Consider the following 19,233-nt stretch of genomic DNA (forward strand, 5'->3'; position numbering starts at 1 on the left):
GCAGGGTCCGGGCGGGCGGGATCTCAGCCGATCTCGATGAGCAGATCGCCCGCCTCGACCTGCTGGACACGGCCGATCGCGAGCCGCCGCACCACCCCTGCGGACTGGGCGGTGATCGAGGCCTCCATCTTCATCGCCTCGATCGTGGCCACCGTCTGCCCGGCCGACACCGAGTCGCCCTCCGCCACCTGGAGCGTGACCACCCCGGCGAACGGGGCCGCCACATGGCCCTCGTCGGCGCGGTCCGCCTTCTCGGCGGCCTTGACCTCGGTGGCGACCGACCGGTCCCGGACCGACACCGGCCGCAACTGCCCGTTGAGCGTGGCCAGTACGCTGCGGAAGCCGCGCTCGTCCGCCTCGGAGATGGCCTCCAGCTCGATCAGCAGGGTGACCCCGGGATCGAGCGTGACGGTGTGCTCGGTCTCCGTCTCCAGCCCGTACAGGAAGTCCGGAGTCGGCAGCACGGAGGTGTCGCCGTACGCCTCGCGGTGCGCCTCGAACTCCTTGGTCGGGCCGGGGAAGAGCAGCCGGTTGAGCGTGGCGCGAGGCGACTTCTCCAGGCCTTCCCGGTCCTCGTCCGACAGCTGCGGCGCCTGCGCCTTCTCCGGACGGCCCTTCAGCGCCCGGGTGCGGAACGGCTCCGGCCAGCCGCCGGGCGGGTCGCCCAGCTCGCCGCGGAGGAAGCCGATCACCGAGTCCGGTACGTCGAACTTCCCCGGGTCGGCCTCGAAGTCGGCCGCCTCCACGCCCGCGCCCACCAGATGCAGCGCCAGGTCACCGACCACCTTCGACGACGGGGTCACCTTCACCAGCCGGCCGAGCATGCGGTCGGCCGCGGCATAGCAGTCCTCGATGAGCTCGAAGCGGTCGCCGAGCCCGAGGGCGATGGCCTGCTGGCGCAGGTTGGACAACTGCCCGCCGGGGATCTCGTGGTGGTAGATCCGGCCGGTGGGCGAGGCGAGCCCGGACTCGAAGGGGGCGTAGACCTTGCGGGTCGCCTCCCAGTACGGCTCCAGGTCGCCGACCGCCTGGAGCGAGAGGCCCGTCGCGCGCTCGGTGTGGTCGGTCGCGGCGACCAGCGCCGACAGCGGGGGCTGGCTGGTGGTGCCGGCCATCGAGGCGACGGCCGCGTCCACCGCGTCCACCCCCGCGTCGATGGCGGCGATCAGCGTGCCCAGCTGCCCGCCCGCCGTGTCGTGGGTGTGCAGATGCACCGGCAGGTCGAACCGCTCGCGCAGCGCCGTCACCAGGGTGCGTGCGGCAGGCGGACGCAGCAGCCCGGCCATGTCCTTGATGGCGAGCACATGGGCGCCCGCCTCCACGATCTGCTCGGCGAGCCGCAGGTAGTAGTCCAGCGTGTACAGCGTCTCGCCGGGGTCGGAGAGGTCGGCGGTGTAGCAGAGCGCCACCTCCGCGACCGAGGTCCCGGTGGCCCGCACCGCGTCGATCGCCGGACGCATCTGGGACACGTCGTTGAGGGCGTCGAAGATCCGGAAGATGTCCATCCCGGCGGAGGCGGCCTCGCTGACGAACGCCTCGGTCACCTCGGTCGGGTAGGGCGTGTAGCCCACCGTGTTGCGGCCGCGCAGCAGCATCTGCGTACAGATGTTGGGCACGGCCTCGCGGAGCTTGACCAGCCGCTCCCACGGGTCCTCGGCCAGGAAGCGCAGCGCCACGTCGTAGGTGGCGCCGCCCCAGCACTCGATGCTCAGCAGCTCGGGGACGGTCCGGGCGACATGCGGCGCGACGGCCAGCAGGTCCCGGGTCCTGACCCGGGTGGCGAGCAGCGACTGATGGGCGTCGCGGAACGTGGTGTCGGTGACGGCCACGGCGGACTGCGCGCGCAGCTCGGCGGCGAAGCGCTCCGGGCCGAGCTCGGCCAGCCGCTGGCGCGAACCGGCCGGCGGCGTCCCGGGCGGCAGGGCGGGCAGCTTCTCTGCGGGGTCGATGACCGCGGGGCGCGGGCCGTAGGGCCGGTTGACGGTGGTCTCGGCCAGATAGCCCAGCATCCGGCTGCCGCGGTCGGCCGACGGGCGGGCGAGGATCAGCTCGGGGTGCTCGTCGATGAAGCTGGTCGTGATGCGTCCCGCCCGGAAGTCCGGGTGGTCCAGCACCGCCCCGAGGAAGGGCAGATTGGTGGCCACCCCCCGGATACGGAACTCGGCGATGGCCCGGCGCGCCCGCCGCGCCGCGTTGGCGAAGTCATGGCCGTGGCAGGTGAGTTTGACCAGCATCGAGTCGAAGTGGGCGGACACCTCGGCGCCCGTGTGGACCGTGCCGCCGTCCAGCCGGACGCCGGGGCCGCCGGGGGAGCGGTAGGCGGAGATGGTGCCGGTGTCCGGACGGAAGCCGTTGGCCGGGTCCTCCGTGGTGATGCGGCACTGCATCGCCGTGCCGTTGAGCGTGATGTCGTCCTGGGACAGGTGCAGTTGGGGCAGGGTCATGCCCGCGGCGATGCGCAGCTGCGCGATGACCAGGTCGCGACCGGTGACCTGCTCGGTCACGGTGTGCTCGACCTGGATGCGCGGGTTCATCTCGATGAAGACGTGGTTGCCGCGCTCGTCGACGAGGAATTCGACGGTGCCCGCGTTCACATAGCCGATGTGCCGGGCGAAGGCGACGGCGTCCGCGCAGATCCGCGCCCGCAGCTCCGGGTCCAGGTTCGGGGCGGGCGCGATCTCCACGACCTTCTGGTGCCGGCGCTGGAGCGAGCAGTCCCGCTCGTACAGGTGCACCACGTTGCCCTCGGCGTCGGCGAGGATCTGCACCTCGATGTGGCGGGGGTTGATCACCGCCTGCTCCAGGAAGACCGTCGCGTCGCCGAACGCGGAGCGGGCCTCGCGCATCGCCGCGTCGATCGCCTCGCGCAGCTCGGCCGCCTCCGCGACCCGGCGCATCCCGCGCCCGCCGCCACCGGCGACGGCCTTGACGAAGACCGGGAAGCCGATGTCCTCGGAGGCCGCGACGAGCGTGTCCACGTCCTCCGACGGCTCGGACGACTTCAGGACCGGTACCCCGGCCTCCCGCGCGGCGGCGACCGCCCGGGACTTGTTGCCCGTCAGATTCAGCACCTGCGACGGGGGTCCGACGAACGTGATGCCCGCCTCGGAGCACGCGGCTGCCAGATCCGGGTTCTCCGACAGGAAGCCGTAGCCCGGATAGACGGCGTCGGCGCCCGCCTTGCGCGCGGCCTTGATCACCTCGTCCACCGAGAGGTACGCCCTGACGGGGTGCCCCGGCTCCCCGATCCGGTAGGCCTCGTCGGCCTTCGCCCGGTGCAGGGAGTTGCGGTCCTCGTGCGGATACACGGCCACGGTGGAGATGCCGAGCTCGAACGCCGCGCGGAACGCGCGGATCGCGATCTCCCCGCGGTTGGCGACCAATACCTTCTCGAACATCAAACTCCCCAGTCGTGTCACGAGCGTGTGGCCCCGGAACGGGCGGTGTGCGGCACGGGACGCGTACCCGCGCATCCGGTGGCCGCCCGGCGGTGGTGAAGTCCTCCGAGGCCCTCGGGCCCGAAGTGTTCGACACCGTACCGGAGACTTTCCCAGAGATCGCGAGCGCAAAAGATGGCCTGCGTCACGTCCCGAACACCTTCCGTTTCCGGCTCCGGGACCCGCCCGGTGCGATCCGCGGTGGCGGAGACATCCATGCCCCGCCCATCGGGCGAAGCCAGTGATATACACCGGATATGCCCCGTTTGCACGCGCTGCCCGCCGCGCTGAGCAGGAGCGGCCGGCGGCGCGGGACGGCCCGGGTCCGCCGCGCGCTCTCCCCGCGCGGCGCACTCGCCCTGCAGAGCGTGGACGGTGCCCTGTCCTTCGCCCTGCGCGCCGCCCTCGCCATGGCCCTGCCGGCGCTGCCGATGGCCCTGGCCGGCCACGCCGACCTGGCCGTCTACGCCATGCTGGGCTCCTTCACCACCACATTCGGCCGCAACCTGCCCTACGCCCGGCGCGCCCGTGTCCTCGCGCTGGTCGCGGTGACCATGACCGCGTGTGTGGCGGGCGGTTCGGCCCTCGCCGCATGGGCGGACCCCCGGAGCGGAGGAGCGGGCGCCGCCGTGGTGGTCGCGGCCATGGCCGCGGTGGCGGGCGCCGCCAAGTTCGCCTGCGACGCGGCCCGTCTGAGCGGGCTCGGCGCGGTCCTGCTGCTGTTCTCCTTCGCCGTGGCCGCCAACGGCTCGCCGGGGGCGGGCGACATCCTCCCCCGGACCGCGCTGGCCGCGTCGGGCGCCGCCGTCGCCTGGGTCCTGGCCGTGTCGGGCCGCCTCGTGCACCCGGACCGTCCGCAGCGCCTCGCCGCGGCGGCGGCGCTGCGGACGGTCGCGGACCTGCGGGAGGCCGGCGCGGGTGACGCCCGCGGCCACCGGCACCGGGCGACCGCCGCCGTGCTCCAGGCCTACCGGACTCTTGGCGCGATGCCCCCGGACGCTGCCGGGCGGACCGTCCGGGGGGACAGCCTCATCCGCCTCACCGACCTCTCCTGGGCGCTGCTGAACGACAGCGCGGACGGCGCGCCGGACCTCGTACCCCTCCTGCGCCGGCAGGCCCGTGTACTCGCAGGCCGCCGGCGCGACCCGCAGCCGCTGCCGGGGCTGGCGGCGCTGATGCCCGCCGGCGGGGCCGGCCCGGTCCGGGAGGTGCCCGCCACCGGACACGCCGCCGGGCTGCGCGCCACGGAGCTGACGACGGGAGCCCGCCCCGGCGGCCACGGCCGGACGGCGGTGCTGCTCGTCCCCGCCCTGCGGATGACCCTCGGCACCGGTCTCGCGGGCGGGGCGGCGCTCGCGCTGGGCCTCGGACACGGCTACTGGGCGGCGATCAGCGCGGCGGCGGTGCTGCACTCCGTCAACGTCCGCACGGCGGCGCAGCGGGCCGTCCAGCGCACGCTGGGCACCGTCGCCGGACTGCTGCTCGCCCTCGGCGTCCTGGCCACAGGCCCCGGGCCCGTCGTGCTCGTCCTCGTCATCGTGCTGCTGGAATTCCTGCTGGAGTACGTCGTGGCCCGCAACTACGGCTTCGGCGTCGTCTTCCTCACCCCGCTGGCCCTGCTGCTGACCGACCTGGCCGCTCCCTCGCCCGCCGGGACCCTCGTCCAGGACCGGGCGCTGGGCAGCGTGGTCGGTGTCGTCATCGCGCTGGGCTGCGCGCTCGTGGTCGTCCACGACCACGCCGCCGTGCGCGTCCAGCGGGCGCTGGCGGCCTGCACCCAGGCATCCGACGGCGCCGCGTACGCGATGGGCGCCGGCGCGGAGGCGTCGTTCCCGGTGCTCCAGGCCCATCTCGCGGCAGCCGTCGTGGAGTTGCGCGAGGCGGACGACGCGGCGGCGGGCGAAATCTGGTCCGCCGAGATCGATCCCACCGAACTCGCGGCGGCGGAGCAGCGCGCCCATCTGCTCCTCGGCCGGCTCGCCAGGTGGCGGTGACCGGGCTCGCTCAGGCGGCCGGCTCGATGGTCACCTTGACGTGCTTCATGATGGGCTGGTCGCTCTGGGTGCTGTAGTCGTCGAGCGCGCACAGCACGTTCATCTCGGGCATGTAGCCGGCCGCGCAGCCCCGGGGGATGTCGTAGGGGATCGCGAGATAGCCCGCCAGGGACCGCAGGCTGCCGTCCCTCGCGGTGCTCGTGATGTCGACGGGGCCGAGGTCGGCGATGCCGCGTTCGCGCATGTCGGCCCGGTTCATGAAGACGAGCGTGCGCAGGTTCTTGATGCCCCGGTAGCGGTCGTTGTCGGAGTAGATGGTGGTGTTCCACTGGTCGTGGGAGCGCATGGTGCCGAGCGCCAGCGTGCCGGCGGCGGGCACGACATCGGGCAGGGCGGCGGCGGAGAACTCGGCGCGCCCCGACGGCGTGAGGAAGACCAGCTCGCGGGCGGGCTGCTTGATACGGAAACCGAGCGGCAGGCGCACCCGGCGGTTGAAGTCCTCGAAGCCGTCGAGCGCCCGGGCCATGGTGTCCCGGATGCGGTCGTAGTCCTCGATGTACCAGTGCCAGGGCGTCTCGCTGTCGGGGAGCGCGGCCTGCGCCATGCCGGCGACGATCGCGGGCTCCGACAGCAGGTGCGGCGAGGCGGGGCGCTTCATCCCGATCGAGAGGTGGACCATGCTCATCGAGTCCTCGACCGATGTGCTCTGGATTCCCTTGCGCTGATGGTCCTTCTCGGTCCGGCCCAGGCACGGGAGGATGAGGGCGCGCCGGCCGTGGACGACATGGCTGCGGTTCAGCTTGGTGCTCACCTGGACGGTCAGGTCGCAGGCGCGCAGCGCCTCGAAGGTGAGCGGGGTGTCGGGCGCCGCGAGCGCGAAGTTGCCGCCCATCGCGACGAACACCTTCACCTCGCCCGCGAGCATCGCCCGGATGGTGCTGACGGTGTCCTTGCCGTGCTCCCGGGGCGGCTCGATGCCGCAGGCGTCCGCGAGCCGGTCCAGGAACGCGTCGCCGGGGCGGTGGTCGATACCGCAGGTGCGGTTGCCCTGGACGTTGCTGTGGCCGCGCACGGGGGAGGGGCCCGCCCCCTCCCGCCCCAGATTGCCGCGGAGCAGCAGCAGATTGACGATCTCGCGCACGGTGTCGACGCCGTGTTCGTGCTGGGTCAGCCCCAGGCACCAGCTGACGATCGAGCGGTCCGCCTCGCAGTAGACCCGCGCCGCCTCCAGGATGTCGGCGCGGCTCAGACCGGACTGGCGCTCGATCTCCTCCCACTCCGTGGCCTCGCACACCGCGCGGTACTCCTCGAAGCCGGCGGTGTGGCGGTCGATGAACTCCCGGTCCAGGGCCTTGGGGTCGGAGACCGACTGTTCCAGGACGGCCTTGGCCATGCCGCGCAGGAGGGCCATGTCGCCGCCGATGCGCACCTGGAGGTTCAGGGAGCTGGTCCTCGTCGTCTTGAACAGGGCCATGTCCACGAAGTCGTGCGGCACGATCGTGCGGGTCGCGGCGGCCTCGACCAGCGGATTGACATGCACGATGCGGGCGCCCCGGTCGTGCGCCTCGGCGAGGGCGGTGAGCATCCGGGGTGCGTTGGAGGCGGCGTTGACCCCCAGGATGAACAGCGCGTCGGCGGACTCCCAGTCCTTGAGGTCGACGGTCCCCTTGCCGGTGCCCAGGGACGCCTGGAGGGCCCGGCCGCTCGCCTCGTGACACATGTTGGAACAGTCCGGCAGGTTGTTCGTGCCCAGCTCACGGGCCATCAGCTGGTACAGGAAGGTGGCCTCGTTGCCGAGCCGCCCGGAGGTGTAGAACGACGCCCGGTTCGGGTCGTCCAGCTCCCGCAGCGTCCGCCCGACCAGCTCGAACGCGTCCTTCCAGCTGATCGGCACGTAGTGGTCGGACTCGGCGTCGTACACCATCGGTTCGGTGAGCCGGCCCTGGTTCTCCAGGTCGTAGTCGCTCCACCCGGCCAGCTCGGTCACCGAGTGGGCGGCGAAGAACTCCCGCCCGACCCGCTTGCGGGTCATCTCCCAGGTGACGTGCTTGATGCCGTTCTCGCAGATGTCCAGGCGCAGCCCCTTGGTGTCGTCGGGCCACGCGCACCCGGGGCAGTCGAACCCGGTGTTCTCGTGGTTCATCCGCATGATCGCCCGGGGACCGTCCACCAGCTCGCGCTCGCGCACCAGGAAGCCGCTCACGCTCTTGGCCGCACCCCAGCCCGCCGCGGGATGGTGGTAGGGGCGGAACTCCGGAGCGCCCTGCGGGACGGGTCCCACCCGGGACTCGGGGTGCTCCCTGCGGTCCTTGTCACCGTCACCGTCGGCAGTCACGTTTCTCAACCCCTCGGCCCTTCGGGCATGGCGGGAAAACGATGCTCCCTGGCAGGCTATGTCCGTCGTGAGGGGCCCGCCACCGGGCTTCCGAAGCCGCTGCCGCGCCCGTTCCGTGCCGTGGCGGCGGCCCCGGAATCGCGTTGTACTTCCCTGCATGAAGCGCCTGCTGCCGTTCTCCGCCGTCACCCGGCTCGCCGCCTCAGTGGCCGTCGGGGCGGTGACCGGCGTGGTCGTCGGCGCGCTGACCACCACCGCGCTGGGCCTCCTGGCCGGCATCGCCATGGTGGAGACCGCCTTCGTCGTGGCCGGGTGGCTCGCCCTGTGGCCCATGGACGCCGCCCGTACGCACCACCACGCCCGGCGTGACGAGTTCCGTCCGGTCACCGAGGAGCTGGCCGTCGTCGGATCGGCCCTGTGCGGGCTGGTGGGCATCGTGCTGCTGCTCGTGCTCGGCCGCTCGGACCTGGGCCACGCGGCGGCAGCCACGGCGCTCTGCGGGGTCTTCATGGCCTGGGCGGCGCTCCATCTGATGTACGCCACCCGCTACGCGTACCTCTACTACCGGGACCCGGAGGGCGGCATCGACTTCAATTCCGCCGCCCGGCCCAGGTACATCGACTTCCTCTACTTCAGTTACAACCTCGGCATGACCTACCAGGTCTCCGACACCAACGTCTCCGACTCGGCGTTCCGCGCGATCGTCCTGCGGCACTGCCTGCTGTCCTATGTGTTCGGCGCCAGCATCCTGGCCACCACCATCAACCTCGTCGCCGGAATCGTCACCGGCTGAGACGGGCAACGATCGGCGCTTGACCTCAACCCGACTTGAGGTCGAAGGATGGCGTCCATGACTACGCAGCCTGCGGCGCACGCCGCAGACATCGAAGCGATCAACCAGCTCGTCGCCACCGTCGAGCACGCCCAGCGGAACAAGGACCCGGAGGAGTTCATCGGCCTGTTCCACCCCGACGCGATCTGGACCACGGGGCACGGCAAGGTGCTCATCGGACTCGATGCGATCGCGGAGTTCACCCGGGCGGTGCTGCCCGCCTCGAACTGGGACGGTGAGGTCACCTACGAGGCGGTCCATGTCTTCTTCATCCGCCCGGACGTCGCGGCGGTCAAGGTCCGCCAGCGCTACCGGGCCCCGGAGACGGAGGCGGAAGGGGCACCGCTCTATGTGGTCTCCCGGCAGGACGACGGCCGCTGGCTGCTCACCGCCTGCCAGAACACGGAGGTCGTCGCCGCCTGAGGGCTGTCCCGCCAGGAATTGCGGGACAGCCCTTGGGGAGTGCCGTCGAGCCGGCGTCTGCCGCTTCGGGCAACGACGCCGGTTCGACGGCACGCCCCGGCCGCCTGCGGACCGGACATATTGCCGCTCCCTGGTCTCCGGGCGATGCTTGTGGGCATGGCTGACCACGCCGGCCCCGAGCCCGTCGCGGCTGTCCGTCGCGCGCTCCGCCTGCTGGAGGCCGCCGGATCGCACGGCGGCCAGGCCACCGCGCAGCAGCTCGCCCGCGAGGCCGGACTTCCCCCGGTCACGGTGAACGAGCTGCTGCCCATGCTGGTCCAGGACGGGTACCTGACGGAGCTGGGCGACGGCACGTATGTGCTCGCCGAGCGGGAGTCCCCGCCGGGCGCCCAGCACGGCCGCGAGCTGCTGGCCCGGGTCCGCCCCCTCATGACCGCCCTGCGGAACGACCTCGCGTCGGCCGTCTATCTGACGCTGTACGAGGACGGGGAGATCCGGGTCCTGGAGATCGTCGACAGCGCGCGGGCCCCCCGGGTGGACCTCTGGGTGGGCTTCGAGGACGCCGGGCACGCCACGGCCCTCGGCAAGAGCGTGCTGCGGGAGCTGGACGAGGAGGCCCGCGCCGACTATCTCTCGCGCCACTCCCTGACCGGCCTCACGCCCCGGACCATCACGCACCGGGAAGAGCTCATCCAGGAGCTGGACGCCGCACCGGCGGCGCCGCTCGTCATGGACCGCGAGGAGTACGCGCGCGGGACGACCTGCATCGCGGTGCCCGTGTACCGGGGCGAGCAGATCGGCTCCCTCGGGATCTCCTTCCGGTCGGACCGGATGTACCGCACCAGCCGGGTCCGCAAGGGGCTGCTCTCGTCTGCCATCCGCGTGTCCAGGGGCCTGTCGCTGCCTCCCGACTGAGCCGTCCGGAACGGCCCGGCCCGGCGCTCCTGGTATTCGTTCCGCCAGGCAACTACTTCCTCATGGGAAAGTGCATGCCATGATGGCAAGGACAGGCTTCCCCTTGCCCGGAAGGTGCACCACCCATGCCGAGGAACGAGAGCGTCACGGAGTCCGCCCCGCAGGACCAGGGGATGTCGGCCCAGGCCGCGATCCGGGCGCTGGCGTCCGTCGAGACGGCCAGGAAGGGGCCCGGACGGGTTGCGTACCCGTGGTGGTACGGCCCGCTGGCCGCTCTGGCGGTGGCGGCGGCCGTCGTCGTGGTCGGCGTCCGGCTCACCGGCGCGGACCACCCGGGCCGGGTGTGGGCGGGCGCCGCCGTCGTCTGGGGCATCGCCCTGCTCCTCATGCGCACCCGCAGCCGCGCCACCGGGGTCCGGCTGCGATTCTCCGCCCACTTCCGCCGCGTCGGCGCGGCGCACCTGCTCGTCCACCTCGCCGCGACCGGCGCGGCCTGGGCCCTGTGCGCCCTGCTCGGGGCGGGCGGGACCCTCACCACGGCGGTCGTGGCCCTGGTGGCGGGACTCGGCGCCTGGGCCAGGGTCGCCGCACGCAACAGCAGGATCCGGCGCGGACTCGGGGGACACGCGTGAGCGCCGACGGCGACAGAGCCGCGTCCCCGGCCCTCGACGAGGCCATCCACCACCCAAGCCGGCTGGCGGTCTCCGCGTTCCTCTCCGCGTGCGCCGAGGCCGATTTCGCGACGGTACGCGACCGCTGCGGCCTGTCCGACTCGGCGCTGAGCAAGATCGCCACGGCGCTGGAGGCCGCCGGCTACGTACAGATCCGCAAGGGCCACGTCGGGCGGCGTCCCCGCACCTGGCTCTCGCTCACTCCCGCCGGGCGCGACGCGCTGGACCGCCATGTCGCCGCCCTCCAGCAGATCGCCGAGGCGGCCCGCGGCGCGGGCGCGGCGGTCACGGAAGAGGCCGACGGCGCCACGGGCTGACCGGCCGCACCCCGTCAGCCCAGCCGGGTCAGGTCCGGCCGCAGCCGCTGCCAGACCGGGTGCCGCAGCCGCCCGGCGGCGGTCCACTCCGACGCGGTCACCTCCGCGACGAGCCGGGGCTCGACCCAGTGGGCGCCGGCCACGTCGACCGGGTCGACGAACGGCGGTGTCCGGCGCCCGATCACCGTCAGATAGGCCTTGAGCTCACCGAGTTCGATCTCGGACATCCCCGAGCCCACGGACCCCGCGTACCGCAGTCCCTCCGGACCCTCCAGGCCGACGAGCACCGCTCCCGGGACCCCCTCGGGCGCACCCTTGCGCTGGGTCCAGCCACCGATGATCACATCAAGCGTCTCGACCCGCTTGGTCTTGCGCCAGTGGGGTGAGCGCAGGCCCGGGGTGTACGGGGAGGAGAGCCGCTTGGCGACCACGCCCTCCAGGCCCCCGCTCACCACGGCGTCCCAGGCCCGCGCCCCGCTGCCGTGCACATACGACGGCACCGACCAGTGCGGACCGGCCAGGGCCAGCCCGGACAGGGCCAGGCGGCGTTCCTCGTACGGAAGAGCGGTCAGCGGGCGGCCGTCGAGGAACATCACGTCGAACACGATCAGATGGGCGGGGAAGTCCAGCGCGAGGCGTGCCGCACGCCGTTGGTTGATGATGCCCATCCGGCGCTGGAGCCGGCCGAAGTCGGACCTCCCGGACGCGTCCAGGGCCACGATCTCGCCGTCCAGGACGACCCCGTGGCCGCGCAGCACGTCGCCCAGCGCGTGCAGCTCCGGGTAGGTCGGGGTGACGTCGTTGCCGGCCCGTGAGGTCAGCCGCAGGGTGCCGTCCCCCGCCGTGGTCACCACACAGCGGGCCCCGTCCCACTTGGCCTCGAACGCCCACTCCGCGTCCGGCACGGGCAGCGGGCCCGGCACGGCCAGCATCGGCGCGATCGGCGACGGCGCCCCGGAGGCGTCCGCGTGATTCGGGGTCATAGCACCGATGATCGAACGGCCGGCGGATCTTCGCAGTCCGGGCCTGCGGGCGACTTGCGCAGCCGGGGTCCGCGGGCCGGGCGGATGTGGCACAGTCGGGCCGTGGATGCACTGCGGCCCCGGGACCCCGCGCGAATAGGCGCCTACGAGCTGCTTGCCCGCCTCGGCGCGGGCGGCATGGGGGAGGTGTTTCTCGGCCGGTCACCGGGGGGCCGGCTGGTGGCCGTGAAGGTCATCCGCGACGAGATCAGCGAGCACCCCGAGGCGCTGGCCCGCTTCCGACGGGAGGTCGCGACCGTCGAGACCGTGCGCAGCGCGTACACGGCGCAGCTGATCGAGGCCTCGCTCGGCACGTCCCCCTACTGGCTGGCCACCGAGTACGTCGCGGGGCCCACCCTGCGCGGCGCGGTGGGGGAGCACGGCCCCTTCCCGCCGGACAGCGCGCTGCGGCTGCTCGCGGCCCTGGCCGAGGGGCTCGCCGCGGTCCATGTCCACGGCGTCACGCACCGGGATCTCAAGCCGCAGAACGTCATCCTCTCGCCGCAGGGCCCGCAGCTGATCGACTTCGGGATCGCCCGGGGCCTCGGACAGACGGCTCTCACCAAGGACGGGACGGCGCCGGGCACACCCGGATACGCGGCCCCCGAGGTGCTCCTGCGCAACGAGACCGGCCCGGCGGCGGACGTCTTCGCGCTGGGTGCGACGCTCGCGTACACGGCCACGGGCCGCCCCCCGTTCGGTACGGGTGAGGAGGCGGCGGTGAGCTTCCGGACGGTGTACGAGGACATCGACGTGGCCGGCGTCCGGCCCGACCTGGCCGCCCTGATCCGCGCGTGCGTCGACAAGGACCCGGCGCGGCGCCCGGATCCGGCCGCCGTCATCGCCGGATGCGCGGTGGACTCGCCGCTGGCGGCCGACCCGCACTACCGCAGGGTCGCGCACGCCACCGAGCCCGTGCCCGGTTCCGTTCCGGCCGTCGAGGACGCCCCGCCGGAGACCGTCCTGCTCCCCGAGGCGGGTCCCACCGCACCTCCGGACCGGGACGACCGGCAGCGGAGTCCGGGCCGGGGGCCCTGGGGGCGTTTCTGGCTCGCGGTGTGCGCGGTCGCCGTCGCCGTGCCGCTGACGGTGTGGCTCCTGCCCGAGGGGGATCAGCGGCAGGCCGCCGGCGCCGGCGGTGGGGGAAGCGGCGCGCCCGCTTCCGCCGGGCCCTCGGCCTCCGGCCGCCCGGCAGGCGCCACCCCGGCCGGGCGGCCGCCGGACCACATCGTGAACGACCGGGACTCCAAGGACCGCTGGGTCCTGTCGGAGGACCCGGTCGAGGCATCGCAGGGCGGCGGTTCATGCGAACGGGACCTCCCCGACGCCTTCCCGCCGAGCGGCCTGATGTCCTCCGTCTCGCACACCACGGGCTCGGACACGGCCTCACTGCTGGTGCACACCAAGGGCGCCGGCAAGGGCAAGCGGCCGGCGCCCTACTACGTGTCGATCGGGGTGCGGCCCCCGCACGAGACCGATCCGGCCACGGGACGGCCGCTCAAGTCCGTGGGCAAGGGCATCGGTTTCACCAGCAGGCCCGTCGACCTCTACGCCCACTGGAACTCCGGCGGGAGCGTGCGGCTCAGCTACCCCGAGGACTTCCGGGCCCACTTCGGCGACCGTGCCGTGGAGGCGATCCCGGTGGGCGACGACCGGGGCGACTGGACCGTGGTGATCTACCACGTCGAGGGCGCGCCCACGAAGTACACCTCGGTCTCGTGCAACGGGTTCCACGCCTGAGCGCGGCGCCGGGATCCGCCCCGGTCCGATGACTACTCGATGACGAGCTCGACGGGGATGTTGCCGCGGGTCGCGTTCGAGTACGGGCAGACCTGGTGGGCCTGCTCGACCAGCTTGCGGCCGGTGGCCTCGTCGACGCTCTCCGGCAGCTCCACGCGCAGCGTGACCGCGAGGCCGAAGCCCTCGCCCTGCTTGCCGATGCCCACCTCGCCGGTCACGGCGGCGTCGGTGACGTCGACCTTGGCCTGCCGGCCGACGACGCCCAGCGCGCTGGCGAAGCACGCGGCGTAACCGGCGGCGAAGAGCTGCTCCGGGTTGGTGCCCTGGCCGTTGCCCCCCATCTCCACCGGCACGGCCAGCTGCAGATCCAGCTTGCCGTCGCTGCTGACGGCGCGGCCGTCCCGGCCGTGGGTGGCGGTGGCGACGGCGGTGTAGAGCGTGTCCATGGAAATCGTTCCTCTCCGAGGTCCTGTGCCGACCGCGAGCTGCCGGTCGCTTCTCCTCAAGTAGAGCACACAATTCAATTGCACACAATCAAATGGGGTGTGCGGAGCTATGCTGAAGGTATGACCGCAACGCCCAGCTCCGCCCGCACGGCCCCGTCCGAGGCCGACTACCTGCGTCTCGACCAGCAGATCTGCTTCTCCCTGAACGCCGCGTCGCGCGCCTTCGGCAGTGTCTACCGGGTCCTCCTGAAGGACCTCGGGCTCACCTATCCGCAGTACCTGGTGATGCTGGTGCTCTGGGAGCACGGCGAGCTGCCGGTGAAGAAGCTGGGGGAGCACCTGCGGCTCGACTCCGGCACGCTCTCCCCGCTGCTGAAGCGGCTGGAGGCGGCGGGCCTGGTGCGCCGCGAGCGCAGTGTCGAGGACGAGCGCTCGGTGCACGCGCATCTCACGGACGAGGGCACCGCGCTGCGCGAGCGGGCGCTGCTCGTGCCGCGCAGGATCGCCGCCGCGACCGGCTTCGACCTCGACGAGATCAGTGAGCTGCGGGACCGCCTGAACCGGCTCACGGCCGCCCTGGACGCATCGGCGGAACAGAGCCCGGCCTGACCGGCCGGCCGCGCGGTCCCGGTACGCCTTCATCTGCACGGGTTACGCCTCGACCCGGCCGAGTACCTCCTCTATCTGCGCCATCTGCTCCGCCGCCAGCGGGCCGAAGGCCATCGCCCCCGCGTTCTCCTCCGCCTGGGCAACGGTGCGGATGCCCGGGATCGGGAGCGTCAGCGGGCTCCGCGCCCACAGCCAGCCGAGAGCGCCCTGGGTGAGCGTGCGCCCGCCCGCCGTGAGGATCTCGCGCACGGCCTCGACCCGTGCCAGTCACTCCGGCGCCGGGATCCCGCCCGGACCGAACCACTGGAGCCACTCGGGCGGCGTGGCCCGGATGTCGCCGGCGGCGCCCTTGCTCCCTGCGCCGTACTTCCCGGTGAGCAGGCCCATGGCGAGCGGGCCCCGGTTGATGCTCGCCAGCCCCGTCCGCGTACAGAAGTCGAGCATTTCCGGTGCGTCGACCAGCACGTTCAGTCCGTGCTGGACCGCCGCGCAGTGCGGGCCCCGGGCGAAGACCTCGGCCCGGGCGGGGTCGTCCGTGCTCCATCCGTACGCCCGGACCAGTCCCTCCCGTACGAGGTCCTCGCAGGTGTCCCGCAACAGGGCCGCGCGCTCCGGGTCCGCGTCGCCGAGATGCAGCTGCCAGAGGTCCACATGGTCGGTCCCGAGCCGCCGCAGTGAGGCCGTCAGCGCCTTGCGGGCGTATGCCGCGCTGTCGTCGCCCCCGGTCATGGCGTTGCGCCGCTCGTCGAAGACGTTGCCCCACTTGGTGGCGATGACGACCTGGTCGCGCCGCCCCCGCAGGGCCCGTCCGAGTACCCGCTCGCTGTGACCCGTGCCGTACACATCGGCGGTGTCGAAGAACGTCACCCCGAGATCGAGGGCCCGGCGCAGCGCCGCCACCGACTCCTCGTCATCGGCCTTCCCCCATCCCAGCGGCGCCCCGTCCGCGTCCGTCCACTCGCCGCCGACGGCCCAGCACCCGAAACCCAGCGCGCCGGCCTCGATGCCGCTGCGCCCCAACGTCCTGCTCCTCATGGTGTCCATGGCCGGGACGCTAGGTGCTGAAGTGCGCGCGAAGGCAAGCACGCCGGCGCGCGGCCTCAGGCGGCGTAGGCGGACAGCGCCAGCGTCCCCGCCAGAACACGCCACAGCGCCCAGGCGCCCGCCCGGCTCGCCGCGCCGCACAGCACCGCCTCCGTGCACGGTGTCGGCCGGTCCTGCCAGGCGCCCACGACCAGGTAGTGGAAGCCGAGCGTGCGGGTGAAGGTGAAGCGGATGTGCAGCCCCTCGCCCAGATCGTGGCCGGGCAGCGTGGCGATCTGGAGGTGGTCACCGGCCGCGGACTCCACCCGGACCGGATTTCCGCCGAGCAGATCGCACTCGTCCGCCGGCCGGATCCGGGCCGGACAGGAACCGCTCACCGGGAACATCCAGAAGTGGTCGGTGAGCTGTGCGCGCACGGCATCGGGCCCGGTGAAGGGGTGGAGGCCGAGGGAGTAGCTGTAGCGGTAGAGCCACGGGGGCGGAGGGGTGCTCGTACGCGGTCCGGCGTACGCGGGCGGCGCCAGCACGGCGAGCGCCAGGGCGAGGGCGGGCACCAGGTGCCGGACGGTGCCGCCGGCTGTGCGCCCCGCCTTCCCCATCGGCACTCCACCTCCCGGACGGCGACATCGGCCCCAGGGAAACGTAAGCCGTCGGGGGGAGCCCGGCATCTCGGAATGCGGGTCCCGGCACGTCCGTGATTACCCTTGCGGGAGGCGCCGAACGCATTGATCGAGGTGCCCCGGGTACGCGGCCCGCGAAGCAGCCGTTGCCCGGGACCGCCGGGCGGGGGTCGTACCGAGGAGGATCTCCATGACCGATCGCAGGCCGCAGGGCACCGCCTACACCGGGGCTTCCCCCACCCCGCCCCCGGTGCCCGCCGACATGCCCGACCAGCAGGTGCAGGACGGCGAGGACCCGATGGACGTCCCGCAGCCGCCGGAGACGGACCCCGCGGGTGACGCCAAGGGCCCTGCCCGGGAGCTCCCGGAGCTGGACGAGTCGGGGTCGGGACGCGGTACGGCCCGCAATCCCGGAGTCCACCCCGAGCACCCCGTACCGGACGAGTCCCCGGGCTGACCGGACCCGTCACCCCGGGCGGACCGCGCCCCCCGGGGCGGGGCGGACCGCCCCCGGGCGCCTACCGCCGGGCGAGAAGGAAGAGATGCGGTTCGGGGACGGCCTCCGGATGGTCCGGGACGAACATGCCGCTCTCCTGCTCCAGGACCGTGAAGCCGGCCTCGGCCACCAGCGCGGTGAAGTCCGCCTCCCCGAAGCTGCTCACCCGCACCGGCCGGCCCATGAACGTCCCGTCCACGCCCTCCACGTCCAGCGGCACGGTCGCCACCGCCAGATGCCCGCCGGGCCGCAGCGCGCGCCCGACGGCGCGCAGCAGCTCCGTCTGCTCGGCGCGGGACATCTGGAGAAGCGAGAAGTAGATGCAGACCGCGTCGAAACTCCCCTCCTCCAGCGCGAGTTCACGGACGTCGGCGCAGCGGAACTCGGCCTCCGGCACCTGCCGCGAGGCGAGGTCCACCATTACGGGGGAGACGTCGATGCCGAGGACCTCGTGGCCGGCGCCGGTCAGCGTCTCGGCCGTCGGCCGCCCCGTCCCGCTGCCGACGTCCAGGACCCGGCTGTGCGGCGCGAGGAGCTTCAGCAACTGCTCCAGCGAGGCGCGGTGTGCGGCCGATCCGGCGAACGCCCGCTCGTAGTCGGCGCCGACGGCGTCGAACACCGACGCCGCGGTGGGGGGACTACCCGATTCCATGACAGATCCCTTTCCTCTCCGGCAGGGCGGGCGGACGAACCGCTCCGCCGCAGCAGTCTGCCAGTAACTCCGTGGTGATCGAGGTGAGTTGGCGGGGTCCGGCGGCGGGTGGCCGCCGACCGGGTGCGCGGCTACTGCAAGGCGTGGACCGCCGCGCCGAAGACGCCCGGCGCCCGGTGGGCGGCCGGCACGATCAGGCGCGCGGTGGCGGGATGCCGGGCCACCGCCAGCAGCCCTGCGGTCAGCACCCGATGACGTAACGTCACATGCTGCCAGCGGGCCGGATAGGACTGCGGGCGGCCGGCGGCCAGACAGTCCACCGCCGCCCCGGCCGTCGCCACGGCCAGGGCGACCCCCTCGCCGGTCAGGGCGTCCACATAGCCCGCCGCGTCACCGACCAGCAGCACCCGTCCGGCCCGCCGCGCCCGCGCCCGCTGCCGCAGCGGCCCGGCGCCCCGCACGGGACCGGACTCCCGGCCGCGCAGCGCGGCGGCCAGCCGGGGGAACGCGGCGAGCTGGCTCTCGTACGGAAGGCGCTCGCGGCTGAGCACGGCCACGCCCACCGAGCCGTCGCCGAGCGGGGTCACGTACGCCTCGCCGTGCCGGGACCAGTGGACCTCCACGAACTCGGTCCACGGGTCGATGCGGTAGTGGCGCCGCTGCCCGTACCGGCGCACGGCCGTCACGGGCCCGTCGAGCCCCAGTTCCCGGCGGAGCGGAGAGTGCAGGCCGTCGGCGGCGACGAGCCAGCGGGCCGTCAGTCCGCCGGCCTCGACCCGGTCGTGGTGCTGGCGGACGGAGGCGACCTTGCCGGGGACGATCCGTACGCCGAGTTCCAGCGCGCGGCCGTGCAGCGCGGTGTGCAGTGCGGTCCGGCGCACCCCGAGTCCCGGCGCGCCGCGGAACGGCGCCACCGCGCTGCGGGGCCCCTCCACGTACCGGATGCCGTGCAGCGGATGCCCGGACAGGGCCACGCCGAGTGACCGCAGCGCCGCCACCCCGCTCGGCATGATGCCCTCGCCGCACGCCTTGTCGATCGGGGCGGTGCGGGGTTCGACGACGACCGTCTCCATGCCCAGCCCGGCCGCCCGGATCGCTGCCGCGAGACCGGCGGGGCCGCCGCCCGCGACCAGCAGATCGATCATGCCGGCAGGCCCGAGGCGGGACCGGAGGCGAGGGCCGCCTCCTCGCACCGGACGCGTACGGCCATGAGGACCGCGTTGAGCGCGGTGAAGAGCACGGCGGTCACCCACGCGCCGTGCACGAGCGGCAGCGCGATCCCCTCGGCGGCGACGGCCACGTAGTTCGGGTGCCGCAGCAGGCGGTACGGTCCGCCGGTCACCAGCGGCAGGCCGGGGACGACGATGACACGGGTGTTCCACCGGTGTCCGAGCGTGCGGATGCACCACCAGCGCAGGGCCTGCGCGGCCACCACGACCGCCACCATGGTCCAGCCGAGCGGCGGCACGAACGGGCGGTCCGCCCACCCCGCCTCGACGAGGCAGCCGGCCAGCAGCGCCGTGTGCAGGGCGACCATCGCGGGGTAGTGGCCCCGGCCCGACTCGGTGCCGCCCCTGGCCAGCGCCCAGCGGGTGTTGCGCAGGGCCACGGCGAGTTCGGCCAGGCGCTCACCGGCCACGGCCAGCACCAGCACGGTGTACCAGATCATGTGTCCTCCGA

Annotated in this window: 17 protein-coding genes and 1 pseudogene; 9 read left to right on the plus strand and 9 right to left on the minus strand. The window is 73.3% G+C overall.

Features of this window, described 5'->3' with window-relative positions; translation table 11 throughout:
* Positions 1–23 precede the first annotated feature (23 nt).
* A complete protein-coding gene (locus RLT58_RS32765; protein ID WP_311313975.1) occupies positions 24–3,398 on the minus strand; it encodes a pyruvate carboxylase in 3,375 nt (1,124 codons plus the stop codon).
* A 296-nt stretch (positions 3,399–3,694) separates the two neighbouring features.
* Here RLT58_RS32765 and RLT58_RS32770 point away from each other — a divergent pair, with 296 nt between their 5' ends.
* Positions 3,695–5,431: an FUSC family protein gene (locus RLT58_RS32770; RefSeq protein ID WP_311313976.1), complete on the plus strand. Its 1,737-nt coding sequence runs from the start codon at positions 3,695–3,697 to the stop codon at positions 5,429–5,431.
* A gap of 10 nt (positions 5,432–5,441) precedes the next feature.
* Here the strand turns inward: RLT58_RS32770 and RLT58_RS32775 are convergent, their stop codons facing one another.
* Positions 5,442–7,766, minus strand: a complete 2,325-nt coding sequence (locus RLT58_RS32775; RefSeq protein WP_311313977.1) for an FdhF/YdeP family oxidoreductase — start codon at positions 7,764–7,766, stop codon at positions 5,442–5,444.
* Between the two features lie 157 nt (positions 7,767–7,923).
* Here RLT58_RS32775 and RLT58_RS32780 point away from each other — a divergent pair, with 157 nt between their 5' ends.
* The 5 genes from RLT58_RS32780 (at position 7,924) to RLT58_RS32800 (ending at position 10,924) form a co-directional block, all read left to right on the plus strand.
* On the plus strand, positions 7,924–8,559 hold the full coding sequence (locus RLT58_RS32780; RefSeq protein WP_311313978.1) for a DUF1345 domain-containing protein: 636 nt from the start codon (positions 7,924–7,926) through the stop codon (positions 8,557–8,559).
* 57 nt (positions 8,560–8,616) lie between these two features.
* A complete protein-coding gene (locus RLT58_RS32785) occupies positions 8,617–9,021 on the plus strand; it encodes an SgcJ/EcaC family oxidoreductase (protein WP_311313979.1) in 405 nt (134 codons plus the stop codon).
* 156 nt (positions 9,022–9,177) lie between these two features.
* The gene (locus tag RLT58_RS32790) at positions 9,178–9,936 is read left to right on the plus strand and encodes an IclR family transcriptional regulator (RefSeq protein ID WP_311313980.1); all 759 of its coding nucleotides are present in this window, start codon (positions 9,178–9,180) and stop codon (positions 9,934–9,936) included.
* A 125-nt stretch (positions 9,937–10,061) separates the two neighbouring features.
* Complete coding sequence (locus RLT58_RS32795; protein ID WP_311313981.1) at positions 10,062–10,568, plus strand: hypothetical protein; 507 nt, start codon at positions 10,062–10,064, stop codon at positions 10,566–10,568.
* Positions 10,565–10,924, plus strand: a complete 360-nt coding sequence (locus RLT58_RS32800) for a winged helix-turn-helix domain-containing protein (protein ID WP_311313982.1) — start codon at positions 10,565–10,567, stop codon at positions 10,922–10,924. The genes RLT58_RS32795 and RLT58_RS32800 overlap by 4 nt, the downstream gene beginning before the upstream one ends.
* A 14-nt stretch (positions 10,925–10,938) precedes the next feature.
* Here RLT58_RS32800 and ligD read toward each other — a convergent pair whose 3' ends face one another.
* Positions 10,939–11,907 (minus strand): non-homologous end-joining DNA ligase, encoded by a 969-nt coding sequence (gene ligD / locus RLT58_RS32805; RefSeq protein WP_311313983.1) that lies wholly within the window; start codon positions 11,905–11,907, stop codon positions 10,939–10,941.
* A 102-nt stretch (positions 11,908–12,009) separates the two neighbouring features.
* Here ligD and RLT58_RS32810 point away from each other — a divergent pair, with 102 nt between their 5' ends.
* Positions 12,010–13,686: a serine/threonine-protein kinase gene (locus RLT58_RS32810; protein ID WP_311313984.1), complete on the plus strand. Its 1,677-nt coding sequence runs from the start codon at positions 12,010–12,012 to the stop codon at positions 13,684–13,686.
* A gap of 32 nt (positions 13,687–13,718) precedes the next feature.
* Here the strand turns inward: RLT58_RS32810 and RLT58_RS32815 are convergent, their stop codons facing one another.
* Complete coding sequence (locus RLT58_RS32815; RefSeq protein ID WP_311313985.1) at positions 13,719–14,132, minus strand: organic hydroperoxide resistance protein; 414 nt, start codon at positions 14,130–14,132, stop codon at positions 13,719–13,721.
* Positions 14,133–14,252: 120 nt separating this feature from the next.
* Here RLT58_RS32815 and RLT58_RS32820 point away from each other — a divergent pair, with 120 nt between their 5' ends.
* Entirely contained in the window at positions 14,253–14,741 is a 489-nt protein-coding gene (locus RLT58_RS32820; RefSeq protein WP_311313986.1) for a MarR family winged helix-turn-helix transcriptional regulator, read from the plus strand.
* Positions 14,742–14,783: 42 nt separating this feature from the next.
* Here the strand turns inward: RLT58_RS32820 and RLT58_RS32825 are convergent.
* Together RLT58_RS32825 and RLT58_RS32830 are read right to left on the minus strand one after the other, a co-directional pair.
* Positions 14,784–15,785 (minus strand): annotated as a pseudogene (locus RLT58_RS32825) (aldo/keto reductase).
* Positions 15,786–15,841: 56 nt separating this feature from the next.
* Positions 15,842–16,384, minus strand: a complete 543-nt coding sequence (locus tag RLT58_RS32830; RefSeq protein ID WP_311313987.1) for a hypothetical protein — start codon at positions 16,382–16,384, stop codon at positions 15,842–15,844.
* A gap of 211 nt (positions 16,385–16,595) precedes the next feature.
* Here RLT58_RS32830 and RLT58_RS32835 point away from each other — a divergent pair, with 211 nt between their 5' ends.
* A complete protein-coding gene (locus RLT58_RS32835) occupies positions 16,596–16,862 on the plus strand; it encodes a hypothetical protein (protein WP_311313988.1) in 267 nt (88 codons plus the stop codon).
* 61 nt (positions 16,863–16,923) lie between these two features.
* On the opposite strand, the gene RLT58_RS32840 is transcribed toward RLT58_RS32835, so the two are convergent.
* The 3 genes from RLT58_RS32840 to RLT58_RS32850 all read right to left on the minus strand — a co-directional run bounded on the left by RLT58_RS32840 (position 16,924) and on the right by RLT58_RS32850 (position 19,222).
* Positions 16,924–17,553: a class I SAM-dependent methyltransferase gene (locus RLT58_RS32840; RefSeq protein WP_311313989.1), complete on the minus strand. Its 630-nt coding sequence runs from the start codon at positions 17,551–17,553 to the stop codon at positions 16,924–16,926.
* 131 nt (positions 17,554–17,684) lie between these two features.
* Entirely contained in the window at positions 17,685–18,698 is a 1,014-nt protein-coding gene (locus tag RLT58_RS32845) for an NAD(P)/FAD-dependent oxidoreductase (protein ID WP_311313990.1), read from the minus strand.
* On the minus strand, positions 18,695–19,222 hold the full coding sequence (locus RLT58_RS32850; RefSeq protein ID WP_311313991.1) for an isoprenylcysteine carboxyl methyltransferase family protein: 528 nt from the start codon (positions 19,220–19,222) through the stop codon (positions 18,695–18,697). Before RLT58_RS32850 ends, RLT58_RS32845 begins: the two co-directional genes overlap by 4 nt.
* Positions 19,223–19,233 lie beyond the last annotated feature (11 nt).

Origin of the sequence: Streptomyces sp. ITFR-16, assembly GCF_031844705.1 — a bacterium.
GTDB lineage: Bacteria > Actinomycetota > Actinomycetes > Streptomycetales > Streptomycetaceae > Streptomyces.